Source organism: Gaoshiqia hydrogeniformans (assembly GCF_049347105.1).
Classification (GTDB): domain Bacteria; phylum Bacteroidota; class Bacteroidia; order Bacteroidales; family Prolixibacteraceae; genus Gaoshiqia; species Gaoshiqia hydrogeniformans.
The window spans coordinates 791214-806363 of record NZ_CP186334.1 but is presented as its reverse complement, the minus strand read 5'-3'; the positions used below and the strand labels follow the sequence as shown (position 1 = coordinate 806363).

The window sequence follows — 15150 nt, the reverse complement described above, 5'->3', positions numbered from 1 at the left end:
TTTGAATTCATTTCGCATCTTGCAGCCTGGAAATAAACCCGGGCAAATATGAACAGCGGCAAATATGTATTCAGTCAACTGGTAGAGTTCCTGCCAAAGAGAGTTTTTGATATGATTGTTAAGCGACATAACGGAGACAAATGGGTGAAGACATTCACCTGCTGGAACCAATTGCTCGTCATGATGTATGGGCAATTGGCCTCGTGTGACAGCCTCAGAGAGGTCGCGTGCATAATTGACGCTATCAAAAGCAAGAGCTACCATCTCGGATTTGGCACCGGAGAGATTAAACTGAGCAATCTTTCCTATGCCAATATGAACCGGGACTACAAGATATTTGAAGAGTTTGCCTTTTTCATGATTAATCTTGCTCAAAGCAAGCGAATCAACAGACCATTCGAATTGCGTGGAAAGTTCTATGCGCTCGATTCCACCACGATAGATCTTTGCCTGAGCTTGTTCAAGTGGGCATACTTTAGAAAGAACAAGGGTGGCATCAAAGTTCACACACTCTTTGACGTAGTAACCCAAATACCGACTTACATTCATATTACGGAAGCAAAAGTTCACGACGTGAATGTGATGGATGAGATTCCCTATGAGCCGTATGCGTTCTACATTTTTGACAAGGGATATTATGACCTCGCAAGGCTGCATACATTCAACACGATCGGTTCCTGGTTTGTCATCCGACAGAAGTCTCACCTTAAGTATGAAGTTATTGATGGTGAAGAGCTTTTGGATGGAGCGGACAACGTTTTGCTTGACCAGACGATACGCCTTACCGGCTACCAGACCCAAAAGAAGTATCCCTGCGTGTTGAGAAGGATCGTTTACTATGCTCCTGACCTTAAAAGAACGTTCACCTTCCTGACCAACAATGTCAGCATCAAGGCCAAAGACATCGCCATGCTGTATAAGCAACGCTGGCAGGTGGAGCTGTTTTTTCGGTGGATAAAGCAACATCTCCGTGTCACATCCTTCTGGGGCAATACCGAGAATGCCGTGAGGATACAAATTTATGTTGCGGTTATCACATACTGTCTGGTGGCCATCGTCGAGCATGACTGCCAGTTGGGCAGGACTACATTCAATGTGCTTCGCGTGATCAGTAGAGTACTGACAGACAAAACGAACATCAGAGATCTTTTCCTGACCTCCGGGGACATTGATGATATATATGAACAAGCCGCTCAACTTGAATTTGCCTTTAAGTATTAGTTATTGAAAATTTATTGGACACTAGTGAGTGTAAATAATGTACCGCAATCCTCCTGGAAATAAGATTTTTATGATTTTCATGAACAGTTTGTGGTTAATAAATGATCGTTTATAGGCGCGAAAGGGCTTGTATATTTTGTTTAAAAGAATTAGGTTTGTGCTTAACAGCGGTAGACTTGTACGAAGGTTTTTTATCATTTTCGTAGCGATACGACAAGAAGGAAAAGACAATTTTGATGAGTTTTCTTTTCAGACAGGACACATAAAGGTATTTATATGATAAAAATCTCTACTCAGCTTTTATCTGTTTTTATATTGTGTGCGGGAATGGCTAAAGCATCAGACCCGGACATTTCAGGTCAGAGGGACAATAAGCCGCCTGCTGTTTTATCCTTGTCGTCCGAGCCACTCGCGATGGACGGTAATCATCCCGGTTTTGTTTTTACTTTCGATGAAAATATTGAATTAACCGCGGCCGGCGGGAACATCACGATTGTTCAGGCTTCAGGCCCAGGGCCGGCCCTGAAGGTTCCGGTTAGCCCGGATATGATCAGCGGGAACGTACTGACCATTCCCGGCGCCTTATTTCTGAAAAACGGCGGACTGAAGAATTATTCGACTTACCGGGTGACAATGGATGCCGGCGCCGTTCAGGACTTATCGGGGAACAGCTTTGACGGGATTCCTGCTTCGGGCGCCTGGATGTTCACCACGGCCAACGGAAAAGCCGTTGAAGTAGACGACCCGGCTTCGCGTGCGAATGATTTTAATGTGTTTCCAAATCCTTTCGTTAATCAGATCACGGTGACGAATGCCGATAGGCTGACATCGGTAATCATCACCAATGTGATTGGTCAGCGGGTGAAAACAATCGACAGACCTTCAGGCCAGATTGACACCAGCGACTTAAAGAATGGCGTATACTACATTACCCTGGTTACCGACAACCAGCTTGTTATTGATACAAAACGATTAGTAAAACGGTAGTTTAAAATTAATTACCTTTGCGGTCTGTAAAACTTCTTTTTGCAAAAGATTATGGACCTTTTATTCCAACACCGCTCCATCCGGAAATTTAAAGCGGATGAAGTTTCACCTGAAATACTTGATCGGATTCTGGAAGCAGGCACCCGCGCATCGAATACCGGCAACATGCAGCTTTACAGCGTTATCGTAACGCGCGACCAGGAGAATAGGGCCCAAATGGCGCCTTTTCATTTTAACCAGCCGATGGTAACCCAGGCCCCGGTATTGCTGACCATTTGCGCCGATGTTCGCCGTTTTAACCGCTGGTGTGAATTCAGGAAAGCAGATGCCGGTTATGATAATTTATTGTGGCTGATGAACGCGACGATTGATGCCATGCTTTTTGCCCAGAATATTTGTCTGGCAGCCGAGGCGCAGGGACTGGGTATTTGCTACCTGGGAACAGCCTTGTATAACGCCGATAAAATTATTGAAACGTTGAATTTGCCGAAAGGTGTGCTGCCGGTTACCGCCATCAGCCTTGGATACCCCGGCCAGGACCCGGGCTTAACCGACCGCCTGCCCCTGAAGGCCGTGGTACACGAGGAAAAATACCGCGACTATTCGCCCGAATGGATTGACGAGTTATACCGCGAAAAAGAAGCCCTGGAAAGTTCGGTCGGCTTTGTTAAAGAAAACGGAAAAGAAAATCTGGCGCAGGTCTTTACAGATGTCCGCTATAAAAAAGCCGATAACCGGTTTTTCTCCGAAAAGCTGCTGAAGGTCATCCGGGAACAAGGTTTTGAGCTTTAGCCTCAGCGCCGGCCCCGGTTTTTCTATTTGATAAAACGCTGTTCAATCAAATCGTTAAATGCCTGACGAAAATTGTTGCCGACGGGGAGCTTGTGTTTGCCGATTTCAACCAGGTTCCCTTCGATGGATAGAATACGGTCGAGGCGAATGATGAAAGATTTGTGAATGCGGAAAAACTCGCCCGCAGGCAACAGTTCTTCCATCTTTTTCATCGACAGGTTGGTGACCAGGTGGCTGTCTTTCAGGTGAATTTTTATATAATCGCCTAATCCTTCAATGAAACTGATGTCCCCGATTTCGACCCGGATTGCTTTTTTATTCGATTTGATGAAAATGTATTTCTGCTCGTTTCCGCTGGCAGGCGCCTTGGCAAGCAAAGTCAGTTGTTCTTCGGCTTTTTGAAAGGCTTTAAAAAAGCGGTCGAACCCAAAGGGCTTTTTCAGGTAATCCAAAATGTTTAACTCGTAACCCTCCAAAGCATAATCGGTATAGGCGGTCGTTAAAATAGCCAAAGGCGGTTGTTTCAGGTTTTTCAAAAAATCAAGCCCCGAGAGTTTGGGCATGTTCACATCGAGAAACATCAGGTCGACTTGTTTCTCCCGGATCGCTTGATTGGCTTCCAGGGCATTGTCGCAGGTGCAAACAATTTCGAGGTTGGGAATGTCCCTGGCATATTGCATAATTACCTGCCGGGCCAGGGGTTCGTCGTCGACGATGATTGCTTTCACATTCATATAGGCTGAATTTTCGGGTTATTTAAGTGTTAACCTTAAACGAACGGTAAATATATTCGCTTTTTTACTGATGTCTAAATCATATTCTTCATTTTTATAAAGACAGGCGAGCCGCCGCCGTACATTTTTCAGCCCGATCCCGTGCGCGTTGTCTTTCTTCCCGGGGGTTTGCGCGTCGCAACTGTTGTTGACTTCAAAAAACAGTTGTTCCCGGTCAATCGTGACGGAAATGTGGATAAACGCGTTGTCGGTTGAACATCGCGGGCCATGTTTAAACGCGTTATCAATAAAGGGTTCAAACAAGAGCGGAAGGATTAACTGGTTGCCCGCTTCGCCGTTCACCTGGAAACGGATGTCGGTCGTTTCGCTTAGCCGGATGCGCTGAAGTTCAATGAAGTTCCGGACAAATTCGATTTCCTTTTTCAGCGGGATAAAGTTTTCGCGCGATTCGTATAACACGTGGCGCATTAAATCGGAAAGCTTCAGGATGAGTTGAGGCGTTTTTTCCGAGTTGACCAACGACAGCGAGTAAATATTATTCAAACTATTAAACAGGAAGTGCGGGTTAATTTGGGCTTTCAGCGTGTTTAGTTCAGCCTCCAGCTTTTCCCGTTCAACCTTATGGTATCTTAACGAAATGTCCTGAAGTTCAATCCAGTCGGTCAGGAATTTCGCCAGCGAAGTAATGGCTACATAGGCGGCCGATGTGAAAAAATGGGTAGAGAACAGATGTTTCGAAAAGGCCTGATGCTTCATGACAACAAACAGCGAAATAATCAGCAACGACGAAGCAGACAAGGTGATAATCAGCCAGAAAATATAAAAAATATAGTTCTTCTTTTTCAGAAACCGGGGGATGAGCAGGTAAAAGTTGGTATAAACAGCAAAAGCAAAGCCCAGGTTGATGATGACCGACCGGATGATGATTCCCGGCGTGATCCCCAGCTTATGCTCCGACACCACGTAAAAGGCCGAAAGGGCAAAGCCGAGGCTGCACAGCCAGAACAGCAGGTGCCCGGCATTTTTTAATCTCCGGTATTTTTTACTGAGTGTCATCGGCTACCGCTCGGGCTAAAGTGGTCAATCATTTCATCAGAATTGAAGGTATAAAGGTAAAACTATTTCTTTTCCTGGATTGACCTTAACCGCATTTTCTACCCATACCATGTTCCTGACGGAACGGTTGTCTGATCAGGCATTGTTTTCATCGTAAATCAGGGCGGGGGCGCCGTCAGGCGCTAAATATGGGTAGAAAAGCAAGGGCCCTGTACAGGTTCCGTCCCGTACGGGACGGGATTGGGTTGACATAACCGGATTTTCTACCCATACCATGTTCCTGACGGAACGGTTGTTTGATCAGGCATTTATTTGGGCAACAGGCGAATGTTGCGGAGATTGGCATTTGTTGGGCTGTATTTTCATCGTAGATCAGGGCAGGTGCGCCGTCAGGCGCTAAATATGGGTAGAAAAGCAAGGGCCCTGTACAGGTTCCGTCCCGTACGGGACGGGATTGGGTTGACATAACCGGATTTTCTACCCATATCATGTTCCTGACGGAACGGTTGTCTGATCAGGCATTTATTTGGGCAACAGGCGAATGTTGCGGAGATTGGCATTGTTGGGCTGTGTTTTCACCGTAAATCAGGGCGGGGGCGCCGTCAGGCGCTAAATATGGGTAGAAAAAGCAACGACCCTGCACCGGTTCCGTCCCGTATGGGAGGGGATTGGGTTGACATAATCGGATTTTCTACCCATACCATGTTCCTGACGGAACGGTTGTTTGATCAGGCATTTATTTGGGCAGCAGGCGAATGTTGCGGAGATTGGCATTTGTTGGGCTGTATTTTCATCGTAGATCGGGGCAGGTGCGCCGTCAGGCGCTAAATATGGGTAGAAAAGCAAGGACCCTGTACAGGTCCCGTCCCGTACGGGACGGTAGGAAATATCCGCGACGAATTTTCTACCCATACCATGTTCCTGACGGAACGGTTGTTTGATCAGGCATTTATTTGGGCAGCAGGCGAATGTTGCGGAGATTGGCATTGTTGTGCTGTGTTTTCATCGTAAATCAGGGCGGAGGCGCCGTTAGGCGCTAAATATGGGTAGAAAAAGCAAGGGCCCTGCACCGGTTCCGTCCCGTACGGGACGGAAGGTTTCTACCCCCGGAATTTCTACCCATACCATGTTCCTGACGGAACGGTTGTCTGATCAGGCATTTATTTGAGCAAAAGGCGAATGTTTCGGAGATTGGCGTATGCGCCAGGTTTTCAGAAAGGGTATCAGTTAGCCCAAAGCCGCATCTTTTTTATACCCGCCGGTTTGTTCATAAACCGAATGTAATTGTTGAGCTGTGTTTTTATCTGAATTTGCGTGCTTTTACGGGAAAAGGTTGTTTTGGGGTACTTCGATTATAGTCCACTAAGATAAACATATGTCTATGTTTTACACAAAAAAAGAGATGAATCAATAAAAGGCTCATCTCTTTTTTATATTATTCAAAATTTTTGTTATTCGATCAATTCCTGATGTAAAATCAAAAAGATCTTTTTTCGGGAGAAACAATTATTATTTTGTCCGTATATCCGGCGTTTATGGATAGTCTATAGAGACTATAACCCTTAACGAAAGTATGATATTACACCGTCATAGCCAATATCATGTCCTATATAATACCTGAACTCATTTGGATCACTACCGTCAATTGCCATAAAAACAATATCTAAGAATCCATTGCCATCGATATCATATAAATACGCATCAGCTCCTTCTCCTGTATTACCACAACCCTTGTTGGTAGCATGAGTAGAAATCACCCCGGGGAGACCTTTATCATCAATGTCATAAGCGACAACATATTTAAATGTATTTGGACCACTAGGTGCATCGTATGCTGTCAAAATAAGGTCCAATTTACCATTCTTGTTTATATCGCCCACAGTTATACCTGCCCCCTCTCCGGCACTTCCAACTCCATTTATATAACGTGTGCTTGATTCATATGTAGCAATCCCATTACTATCAATATTATATAAAATTTTATACCTAAATCCATTTGGCCCAGTAGGAGCATCATATGACATAAGGATTAAATCTGGTTTCGGATTTGCGTCAATATTGCAAATTGATATTCCAGCACCGTCAGAGTTACTTCCAAGCCCGCTTGACGTCCTCACGGAAGAAAATCTTGTACAACTACCATCTGCATTTACGTCATATCCTATTACATATCTAAATTCCGACGCCTTATCTAAGGCCATAAAAATTAAATCAGGCTTGCCATTATTATCAATATCTCCGTAAGTAATTGCAGCACCATGGTTCGTATAGGAATATTTCACAGGAACAATAAACTTTTTAGAGAGAGTTCCAAGTTCGCCGTCTCTATCAACATCAAATTTCACCCAATACCAAAAAGCATTATCTTTACTAGGATTATCATTACCCATGAGAATTATGTCAGGCTTACCATTTTTATTAACATCAGCAACTACTACACCTCCACCTTCATTACTGTTTCCTAATCCTTTAACAACTCTATAGTTGTCAATAGCACCTGCAGTATTGATGATATTATAACGTTTACTAGTCAAGTATTCGTTGAAGGCAGAAATATATGCTTGCCTTTTATCAGAAGGCACAAAATCATAAATAGGATAAACTTTATTTGGATCAGTTCCAATTAAAACAGAGGACGATTCATCAATTGATTGTAACCATTTGTCTATACTAATTGTTTGGGATGCCTTTCCTTCGTTATCAAAATTTATAGTTGAAGAAATGTATTGTGTGCCGCCCATGGATTTTACTTTCATATATTGAAAAGTATTTTTCTCGGCAAGTGTTTGGTCATAAGATTCGCCAATATTAACCTTAAAAGTATTAAAAAAAGATGATTGAAATCCTGCCTTATTTGATATTGTTATTTGATTTTCGACTCCTTTTGAATGATAAAACAAATTCAGCACTCCTCCTAGTTTTACATAGGCCAATACGTGCGTACCATATCGTTCAATTACTTTTTGAGGAGATAAGGAATTTACGTCATCTTTAAATTTTGTTGTTAAAAAATTAGATAAAACATTTTTGTCTGCTTCAATATCAATTGTTTTAGTCAAGATACCATAATTCGCAAATGTTTGAGCGTAAGTTGAAACATACTGATAACTAGTGGATGAAGAATATTCACTAGCCAATGAAAGCTTTATTTCATCAGAGAAAGCTATTGTTGAACTCGAAGAAAAATTAATTGCCATTTTTTGACTTAAATCCAATGAATTGTAGCCTGTCGTTATTTCATAAGTACTGCTTCTTGGTTCATTTGTTTCGATTCTATCAGGATATGTGTTTAAGAAGGCATTTAAATCAATAACCTGAGATTTCCCACTTGTGGGGCCGTATTCCCCCGTTATATCATATCCATAACCTAGCAAATCATAAGCTCCATCACCCCCAGAACGAATCTGCATTTCACGATAGCTTTCAGGGTCATTCTGGGTCCCATCTAAACTATCATTATTGCAACTGCTAATAAGCGTAATACATAAAACATAAATAAGAAAATAAATTTTTTTCATGAGTATAATTTTATATGATTAGTATAATTACTTTTCAGTATTTTTTATCTAACAAGACTATTATAAAACAATACTTTCACACAAATAATCTATATATTTAATGATAAGTGGCAAATAAGATTGGATATCTATTCTGAAAATCAATTGACACAAATATATTGATTAATTATCTTAATTCAAATATTATTTTTAAATTTTTTATTGAAGATATGAATTGAGGGTTGGAAAATTGGAGCAGTCATTCTCTAAGAGTCTCAGTATATCTATACTGAGCATAATAATGATGGAGATTGAAAGAGAAACCACATTAAAGATTGCCGGAGTATTCCGAAGCTAAAGCAAAAAATCTGAGCCAGACATTTTTTGTATTATCAGAACTTGTTTTTTTCTGCCCCCACGTGATGACATAAGGCTCCTTTTTCCTGATGAATACTCCAGTTGCTATGCAAAATAGTTCTCTGGGTTCGATATGTTTGCCTGGCCGGTGCAAACAAAATACTTGTCAGCAACCATCAGCGAAATAAGTCTTTCCTGTTTTTTGTCGAGAAACTGCTTTATGTATTCATGGGCATGATCAATGATCTTTTCTGCTTCTTTCGGGTGGGCGATATAATATTTCAGTCGTTCTTCCAAATCAGAAAAATCGTCTTTAATTTCAACATAGTGATAGTTAGGAATTAAGCAACCTTCCATAAACCATGTTTCATAGGTTGGTTTTGGCATAACTGCCAATGAATTTGATGACATCACCCACTTCAGATTTGAGGCCACGTCATTTCCTTCCAGACACAAAATAAATTTATAATCCAGATGATCATCAATAGCCATAGGAGCAACAAGCCATTCGGGATGATCTTTTAGTTTATGATTGATGTTACCAAGATCACACATCGGATGGTTAAAGTACATTTGCCAGAATCTTTTCCGATGTGGTTGATCTACGTAAGTACGACCGATAAGGATATCTTTCTTGTCAGAAAACCGTCTGTTGTCCTTAACAAAGGTAAAATGCCTGATCTTATCCAGTTTCAGTATAACTGAGTTCGAATTATCCCCTGCGATTGGCCTGCTTTTGACAAATGACGGGATTTTGGGGACATGAATAATATCGCCAAAAAGAAATGATGCCTTGTATTCCTGATTAAAAAACCTGGTTATCTCATTTGTATCGAAAACATAAGTACTGTTAGATCTTCTACCATTAAATTCTGCTCCTAATTTAAGTTTTGAAAGCGAAACCATTTCAGAACCATCTGCAGCTGGCTCCTCAGGGATTGAATTTACCTGATTCAACTTATTATAATAGTTAATCCGGTTCTGAATGTAAGTGCGGGTTGACTGATCCAGTTTATTAAATGCAGATAAAATGGATTTTGTTTTTAGCTGTACAAAAAAATACGGGACCCCATAACGAATATATCCTTGAATGTAATACAGAATTTTGTTGTTACGATGCTTTCTGTAATGTAAAAATTGTTTGATTTTAAGTATCTGCATCCGTGAGAAGAGCTATTAATTATCCTGCGATATTAGTAAAAATAGCGGTAAAAAGTTGACAAAATTCTGTTTCTTTGTTGGGATAATCATAAAATGCCTTTACCGATGAAAATAGAAGTTTCCAACGGAGAGATTGTTGATAAGCTGACAATCATCGAAATCAAGCTTGAAAATATAAAAGATGAGCAAAAACTGGTTAACCTGAAAGCTGAGTTTGATGTGCTCGACCAGGCTGTAAAATCGATTATTGCCAAAGATCATCCGTTCTACTGCGAGTTGTTGAGCATCAATAAACAGTTGTGGGATATCGAAGACCGGATCAGGGAATTGGAAAAAGCCAAAGATTTTGGCGCCGAATTTATTGAAGTGGCGCGCTCGGTTTATTTCACCAACGATAAACGTTCCGAGGTAAAACGGCAAATCAACCAGCTGACAAACTCGTCGTTGATGGAAGAAAAGTCATACGAAGATTACGCTTAACAATGACCAGGATTTTGGTTTACCGGTTTTCGGCCATGGGCGATGTGGTGATGTTGCTGCCCGTGTTAAAAGGTCTTCTGGCATCAAATCAGCAGGTCGAAATCTATTTGTGCACCCCGGCTTTCCTGTTCCCGGTTTTCCGGGGGATAGAACGCTTGCATTTGATCGGGGCCGATTTTAAAGAAAAACACAAAGGGACAGCGGGCCTCTTTCGCCTGTTTAAACAGTTGAAATCGGAGGTGAACCCCGACCTGGTGATCGATCTTCACCAGGTGATCCGCACCTACGCGCTGAATGCCTGCTTTCGCGTGGCCGGTTACCGGGTCATTGGTTTTAACAAGGGACGGAAAGAAAAAAAGCTGGCCATTAAAACAAAATCACGGGAGCCGCTTCCATCTACATTTGAGCGGTATGCCACCGCCTTTGAGAAAGCGGGTTTTCGTTTTTCTTTGTCTGTTCCTCCATTGTTCCCCAAGACGGCAAGAGAAGAAGCTTTAACATTACTTGGATTAGATCCTTTGGTGGCTCATACCTTAATTGGTATTGCCCCTTTTGCCAAACATCAGCAAAAGGTGTGGGGAAAAGATAAGACAGAAATGTTAATCGCGGAGTTGACAAAAAACAATGCTCATACCGTTGTTTTATTCGGAGGTGGAAAATCCGAGCTGGAAATTCTGGATCAGTTAGCTGCAAAATATCCAAATTGCCTGGTTGCCGCCCATTACCTGAAGTTTAACCAGGAAATCCAGGTTCTGCCCCATTTGGAGTTGATGGTTTCGATGGATTCGGCCAATATGCACCTGGCATCGATGGCCGGAGTGCCCACGATCTCCATCTGGGGGGCAACTCATCCTTCGCTGGGTTTTGTGCCCTACCATCAACCCGAAGAAAACAGGATTCAATACGAAGGGAACGATCTGGCTTGCCGGCCGTGTTCGGTATTTGGCAACAAAAAATGTATCTACGAATCTGTCCGCTGCATGGATTATATTTCAGTCGACCGGGTTTTAGCCCGTGTAAATCAGCTATTGACCAAGTCTGAAAAAAAGTAGCCGGAAAAACTGATTCCCGGCTGTTTTTTTATCATTCAAGCCTGAAAGGCCAAATTAAATTTTTGTGCCAGTTGCTGCAGGTCTTCCACGACCGCGTTTTGCAAGGGGACGCCGTTTTTTAGCCGCTCTTCGGTCATTTCGCGTTCGGGGTCGCCCGGGATTAGTACTTTTTCTTCGCCCGCCACCACTTCGGCCTGGCGGAATGTGCGGATCCAGTTGTCCATATGTGTTTTAAATTCGTTGGCCGGGCGGAAAGCATCAATCCGGAAGGCGCCCAGAAAATGACCGATTCCGTCGCCTACCGGGTTGGCCGGCGGTTCGAGGAAGGCCACAAAGGGCGGCACCCACGGGCCGTAATTGGCTCCCGACAAAACGGCCGAAAAAATATCGACCATAGCGCCCAGGCAGTAACCTTTGTGCCCGCCATGCAGACGGCTGCCTCCCAACGGAAGCATCGATCCACCTTTTTTCAGGATAAACGCATCGGTAGTTGGCTGGCCTTCTTTATCCTGAGCCCAGCCTAAAGGCGCATCTTCACCTTTACGTTGCAATACTTCCAGTTTTCCGTTGGCAACCGTGGTCGTGGCCATATCAATTACAAACGGGGGCTCTTCGAGCGCCGGAATGGCTACGGCAATGGGGTTGGTCCCGAGAAAGCGGCTTTTCGAAAAGGTAGGCGAGACCAGCGGGCTGGCGTTGGTCAGCGAAATGCCGATCATGTCTTCGCCGAGCGCCATCATGGCATGATAACCGGCGATCCCGTAGTGATTTGAATTTTTTACAGCCACCCAGCCGCTGCCCACGTTGCGGGCTTTGTTTATGGCAATGCGCATGGCTTCGGGGGCGGTTACCAGTCCCAGCCCCAGGTCGCCGTCGAGCACGGCGGTTGATGGCGTTTCGTGGACGATCTTCATTTGAGGCGTGGCATTCAGCCTTTTCTTTTCCCACAGGCGGACGTACCCGCTTAAGCGCGCCACCCCGTGCGAGTCAACTCCCCGAAGGTCGGCCTGATTCAGGCAATCTGCCGCTTCTTCGGCCTGCGCCGGCGGACAGCCCATCTGTTCAAAAACTTGTTTGGTAAACTCTTTTAAATAGGATGCAGAAACATTCATCTTACTACTTATTTACTCACTACTCGTTACTCGCTACCCTTCCCTTACAATATCGCGGGCCGAAGCCTGCGCCGCGGGCATGATTAACATGTCGTCGATATTCACGTGGGCAGGCCGCGAGAGCACAAAGTAAATACTTTCCGCGATGTCTGTTGCATCGAGCGGCGTAAAACCTTCGTACACTTTACCGGCTTTTTCCTGGTCGCCCTTAAACCGCACGAGCGAAAATTCGGTTTCTACCGCGCCCGGACTGATGGTGCTGACTTTGATGTGATGAGGCGCCAGTTCGATGCGCATGGCTTTGCTGATGGCGTTTACGGCGTGTTTAGTAGCGCAGTATACCGATCCCATCGGATAGGCTTCTTTGCCGGCAATGGACGAAATGTTGATGATATGCCCTTGCTTACGGGCAATCATCCAGCCGGATACGATCTGCGAAACATAGAGCAGCCCTTTTACATTGGTGTCGATCATCATTTCCCAGTCATTTACATCGGCGCGGGCTACGGTATCGAGGCCGGCAGCCAGTCCCGCGTTATTGATCAGCACATCAACGGCTTTCCATTCATCGGGAAGCGAACGGAGCGCCCGGTCAACCTCCTGTTTCGACCGGATGTCAAAGTTCAGCAAATAAATTTCGGCGCCCTGCTGTTCCAGTTCTGTTTTTAGTTTTTCGAGCCGGTCTTTGCGGCGTCCGGTTAAAATGAGGGAGTACTTATGTTGGGAGAGGATACGTGCTGTTTCCAGACCAATTCCGGCTGTAGCCCCGGTAATTAATGCAATTTTTTTGCTCATGGTTTCACATTTTATGGTTGAACGTACAAATTTAAATTCCCTTTTAGTATGGAAAAATCAACTACTTGACTATTTTTGTTTTCATTATTCAAGCTTTAAACAAAACAATATGGCCGAAGTGATTGAAAACAAAGAAGTCTTTTCGATTGAACAGATTGAAGAGCCCAAAGATATCCATGATATTGTTTTTAACCTAATGGTGAACCCAAATTTGGCGCCGGTTAATTATTTCAATGATTTTAGTGAACAGGGATTTGAGCTTGAAAACCTGGCCAATGACGAAACCGACGATGCGGGCATTTTTACTACCGACAGCGGGCAGGTGATGTCGATGACCACCCATGCGTTTCATCACCACCTGGTAAACGACCCCCAAACGGCTACCGAAATCCTGATCAGCAGGGCCGCCCGCCGCATGGTTTGTTACGGGGCGAAACCGCAGGCTGTCAGCGCTTTTTTATACCACATCAATATTGCCGACCCCAACGGACAGTTTATCGCCTCGGGCGCAAAAAAAGGGCTTGAAAATGCCAGCGCCAAATACGGGCTGAGGGTGTCGGACCGAAAAATCCGCTTTGATTATTTTTCCGGTCACGGACCGGTGTCGCCAACCATTATTATCAGTATGGTGGGGAGTGTTGACGATAAGGAAAAAGTGATTACCCATCAGCTGAAAACCAAAGGAAACAATATATTCATGATCGGCTATTCGTATGATGATATCAATTCGTCGGAGTACCTGGAATTTTATCATCAGATTAACGATTCTCAACTGCCGGTTTTTGATATTGAGATCGAAGCGCGCCTGCACAAAGTGATGGCTGATTTGATTGACAAGGGGTTGATCTCTTCGGCAAGCCCTGTCGGAAAAGGCGGCCTGTTTTTTTCGTTGCTGCGGGCCGGGATGCCTGCCGGTTTAGGCTTCGATATTACCACCGATGCGGAAATCCGCCGCGATGCTTTCCTGTTTGGCGAATCGATGGGGCGTTTGATCGTGGGCGTTCCGAAAAAAAATGTCGACGATTTTGTCGATTACATGCGGACGACCAACCTGCCGTTCTTCACACTCGGGCATGTGACCAGGGGCGAAATCCGGATTGACGATGAATCGTTCGGTTTTATTGATAAAATGATACCCAGCGTTTAATGACAGTAGCTCCTTATCACGATTCGGATAAAAACAAAAAACAGCAGGTAGAGCAGATGTTCGACCAGATTGCTCCCAAATATGATTTCCTGAATCATTTTCTGAGTTTGGGAATCGATAAACTTTGGCGCAAAAAGGCCGTTCGGATCTTAAAGACCTTTAAGCCCGAACGGGTGCTCGATGTGGCAACGGGTACGGGCGATTTTGCCATTGAAACCGCCAAAATCGGACCACTGGAAATTGTTGGCTTCGATTTGTCGGAACAAATGATCCGGGTGGGAGAGGCCAAAGTAAAACGGCTGAAACTGGATCAAATGATTCATTTCAGGAAAGGAGATTCCGAGAATATGCCTTTCAGCGACCATTCGTTCGATGCCATTACCGTTGCTTTTGGCGTGCGGAACTTCGAAAACCTTGGAAAAGGCCTGTCCGAGTTTAAGCGGGTGCTAAAGCCGGGCGGGGTGGCCGTCATCCTCGAATTTTCAAAACCCAAATATTTCCCTTTTAAGCAACTTTACCGGTTCTATTTTTTCCGCATCTTGCCGTTCATCGGGGGACTGGTTTCGAAGGACGCTTCGGCCTACAGCTATTTGCCCGAGTCGGTCATGGCTTTTCCCGATGATCAGGATTTTCTGAATATCCTGAAAGAAGCAGGCTTTGCAGGCGCCAGGCAGTGGCGCAGGACTTTTGGCATCGCCACCATCTACCTGGCAGAAAAATAAATGATGGATTTGTTAAGGAATCCAGACAATAATTTTG

Annotated in this window: 14 protein-coding genes; 8 read left to right on the top strand and 6 right to left on the bottom strand. The window is 44.2% G+C overall.

The features are described 5' to 3' along the window. Positions 1-48: 48 nt before the first annotated feature. The 3 genes from ACOIT5_RS03365 to ACOIT5_RS03355 all read left to right on the top strand — a co-directional run bounded on the left by ACOIT5_RS03365 (position 49) and on the right by ACOIT5_RS03355 (position 3000). Positions 49-1221, top strand: a complete 1173-nt coding sequence (locus tag ACOIT5_RS03365) for an IS4 family transposase (RefSeq protein WP_423126501.1) — start codon at positions 49-51, stop codon at positions 1219-1221. Positions 1222-1548: 327 nt separating this feature from the next. Further along, positions 1549-2208 carry a T9SS type A sorting domain-containing protein gene (locus ACOIT5_RS03360; protein WP_423129051.1) on the top strand — a complete coding sequence of 220 codons (660 nt, stop codon included), beginning with the start codon at positions 1549-1551 and terminating at the stop codon, positions 2206-2208. Between the two features lie 51 nt (positions 2209-2259). Then, complete coding sequence (locus ACOIT5_RS03355) at positions 2260-3000, top strand: nitroreductase family protein (protein WP_423129050.1); 741 nt, start codon at positions 2260-2262, stop codon at positions 2998-3000. A 23-nt stretch (positions 3001-3023) separates the two neighbouring features. Here the strand turns inward: ACOIT5_RS03355 and ACOIT5_RS03350 are convergent, their stop codons facing one another. Together ACOIT5_RS03350 and ACOIT5_RS03345 are read right to left on the bottom strand one after the other, a co-directional pair. Beyond that, positions 3024-3734 (bottom strand): LytR/AlgR family response regulator transcription factor, encoded by a 711-nt coding sequence (locus tag ACOIT5_RS03350; protein WP_423129049.1) that lies wholly within the window; start codon positions 3732-3734, stop codon positions 3024-3026. An 18-nt stretch (positions 3735-3752) separates the two neighbouring features. Next, positions 3753-4790, bottom strand: coding sequence for a sensor histidine kinase (locus ACOIT5_RS03345; protein ID WP_423129048.1), 1038 nt, complete (start codon positions 4788-4790; stop codon positions 3753-3755). Between the two features lie 615 nt (positions 4791-5405). Between ACOIT5_RS03345 and ACOIT5_RS03340 the strand changes: the two genes are divergently transcribed. Then, positions 5406-5618, top strand: coding sequence for a hypothetical protein (locus ACOIT5_RS03340; protein ID WP_423129047.1), 213 nt, complete (start codon positions 5406-5408; stop codon positions 5616-5618). A gap of 734 nt (positions 5619-6352) precedes the next feature. Here ACOIT5_RS03340 and ACOIT5_RS03335 read toward each other — a convergent pair. Together ACOIT5_RS03335 and ACOIT5_RS03330 are read right to left on the bottom strand one after the other, a co-directional pair. Then, positions 6353-8308, bottom strand: a complete 1956-nt coding sequence (locus ACOIT5_RS03335; RefSeq protein WP_423129046.1) for an MAC/perforin domain-containing protein — start codon at positions 8306-8308, stop codon at positions 6353-6355. A gap of 441 nt (positions 8309-8749) precedes the next feature. Then, complete coding sequence (locus ACOIT5_RS03330) at positions 8750-9601, bottom strand: glycosyl transferase family 90 (RefSeq protein WP_423129045.1); 852 nt, start codon at positions 9599-9601, stop codon at positions 8750-8752. Positions 9602-9910: 309 nt separating this feature from the next. Here ACOIT5_RS03330 and ACOIT5_RS03325 point away from each other — a divergent pair, with 309 nt between their 5' ends. Further along, the gene (locus ACOIT5_RS03325; protein WP_423129044.1) at positions 9911-10285 is read left to right on the top strand and encodes a DUF6165 family protein; all 375 of its coding nucleotides are present in this window, start codon (positions 9911-9913) and stop codon (positions 10283-10285) included. A 2-nt stretch (positions 10286-10287) separates the two neighbouring features. Then, a complete protein-coding gene (locus ACOIT5_RS03320) occupies positions 10288-11337 on the top strand; it encodes a glycosyltransferase family 9 protein (RefSeq protein ID WP_423129043.1) in 1050 nt (349 codons plus the stop codon). A 35-nt stretch (positions 11338-11372) separates the two neighbouring features. On the opposite strand, the gene ACOIT5_RS03315 is transcribed toward ACOIT5_RS03320, so the two are convergent. Then, positions 11373-12449 (bottom strand): Ldh family oxidoreductase, encoded by a 1077-nt coding sequence (locus ACOIT5_RS03315; protein WP_423129042.1) that lies wholly within the window; start codon positions 12447-12449, stop codon positions 11373-11375. Positions 12450-12482: 33 nt separating this feature from the next. Then, the gene (locus ACOIT5_RS03310) at positions 12483-13244 is read right to left on the bottom strand and encodes an SDR family NAD(P)-dependent oxidoreductase (RefSeq protein ID WP_423129041.1); all 762 of its coding nucleotides are present in this window, start codon (positions 13242-13244) and stop codon (positions 12483-12485) included. Between the two features lie 109 nt (positions 13245-13353). Between ACOIT5_RS03310 and ACOIT5_RS03305 the strand changes: the two genes are divergently transcribed. Further along, positions 13354-14391, top strand: coding sequence for an AIR synthase-related protein (locus ACOIT5_RS03305; RefSeq protein ID WP_423129040.1), 1038 nt, complete (start codon positions 13354-13356; stop codon positions 14389-14391). Further along, positions 14391-15113 carry a bifunctional demethylmenaquinone methyltransferase/2-methoxy-6-polyprenyl-1,4-benzoquinol methylase UbiE gene (gene ubiE / locus ACOIT5_RS03300; protein ID WP_423129039.1) on the top strand — a complete coding sequence of 241 codons (723 nt, stop codon included), beginning with the start codon at positions 14391-14393 and terminating at the stop codon, positions 15111-15113. Before ACOIT5_RS03305 ends, ubiE begins: the two co-directional genes overlap by 1 nt. Positions 15114-15150: the final 37 nt, after the last annotated feature.

Bases quoted from the DNA above. Each gene is read 5' to 3' on its own strand.
- ubiE (WP_423129039.1), top strand. From the start codon at position 14,391: ATGACAGTAGCTCCTTATCACGATTCGGATAAAAACAAAAAACAGCAG.
- ACOIT5_RS03340 (WP_423129047.1), top strand. From the start codon at position 5,406: ATGGGTAGAAAAAGCAACGACCCTGCACCGGTTCCGTCCCGTATGGGA.
- ACOIT5_RS03365 (WP_423126501.1), top strand. From the start codon at position 49: ATGAACAGCGGCAAATATGTATTCAGTCAACTGGTAGAGTTCCTGCCA.
- ACOIT5_RS03320 (WP_423129043.1), top strand. From the start codon at position 10,288: ATGACCAGGATTTTGGTTTACCGGTTTTCGGCCATGGGCGATGTGGTG.
- ACOIT5_RS03310 (WP_423129041.1), bottom strand. From the start codon at position 13,244: ATGAGCAAAAAAATTGCATTAATTACCGGGGCTACAGCCGGAATTGGT.
- ACOIT5_RS03355 (WP_423129050.1), top strand. From the start codon at position 2,260: ATGGACCTTTTATTCCAACACCGCTCCATCCGGAAATTTAAAGCGGAT.
- ACOIT5_RS03345 (WP_423129048.1), bottom strand. From the start codon at position 4,790: ATGACACTCAGTAAAAAATACCGGAGATTAAAAAATGCCGGGCACCTG.
- ACOIT5_RS03325 (WP_423129044.1), top strand. From the start codon at position 9,911: ATGAAAATAGAAGTTTCCAACGGAGAGATTGTTGATAAGCTGACAATC.
- ACOIT5_RS03350 (WP_423129049.1), bottom strand. From the start codon at position 3,734: ATGAATGTGAAAGCAATCATCGTCGACGACGAACCCCTGGCCCGGCAG.
- ACOIT5_RS03335 (WP_423129046.1), bottom strand. From the start codon at position 8,308: ATGAAAAAAATTTATTTTCTTATTTATGTTTTATGTATTACGCTTATT.
- ACOIT5_RS03315 (WP_423129042.1), bottom strand. From the start codon at position 12,449: ATGAATGTTTCTGCATCCTATTTAAAAGAGTTTACCAAACAAGTTTTT.
- ACOIT5_RS03360 (WP_423129051.1), top strand. From the start codon at position 1,549: ATGGCTAAAGCATCAGACCCGGACATTTCAGGTCAGAGGGACAATAAG.
- ACOIT5_RS03305 (WP_423129040.1), top strand. From the start codon at position 13,354: ATGGCCGAAGTGATTGAAAACAAAGAAGTCTTTTCGATTGAACAGATT.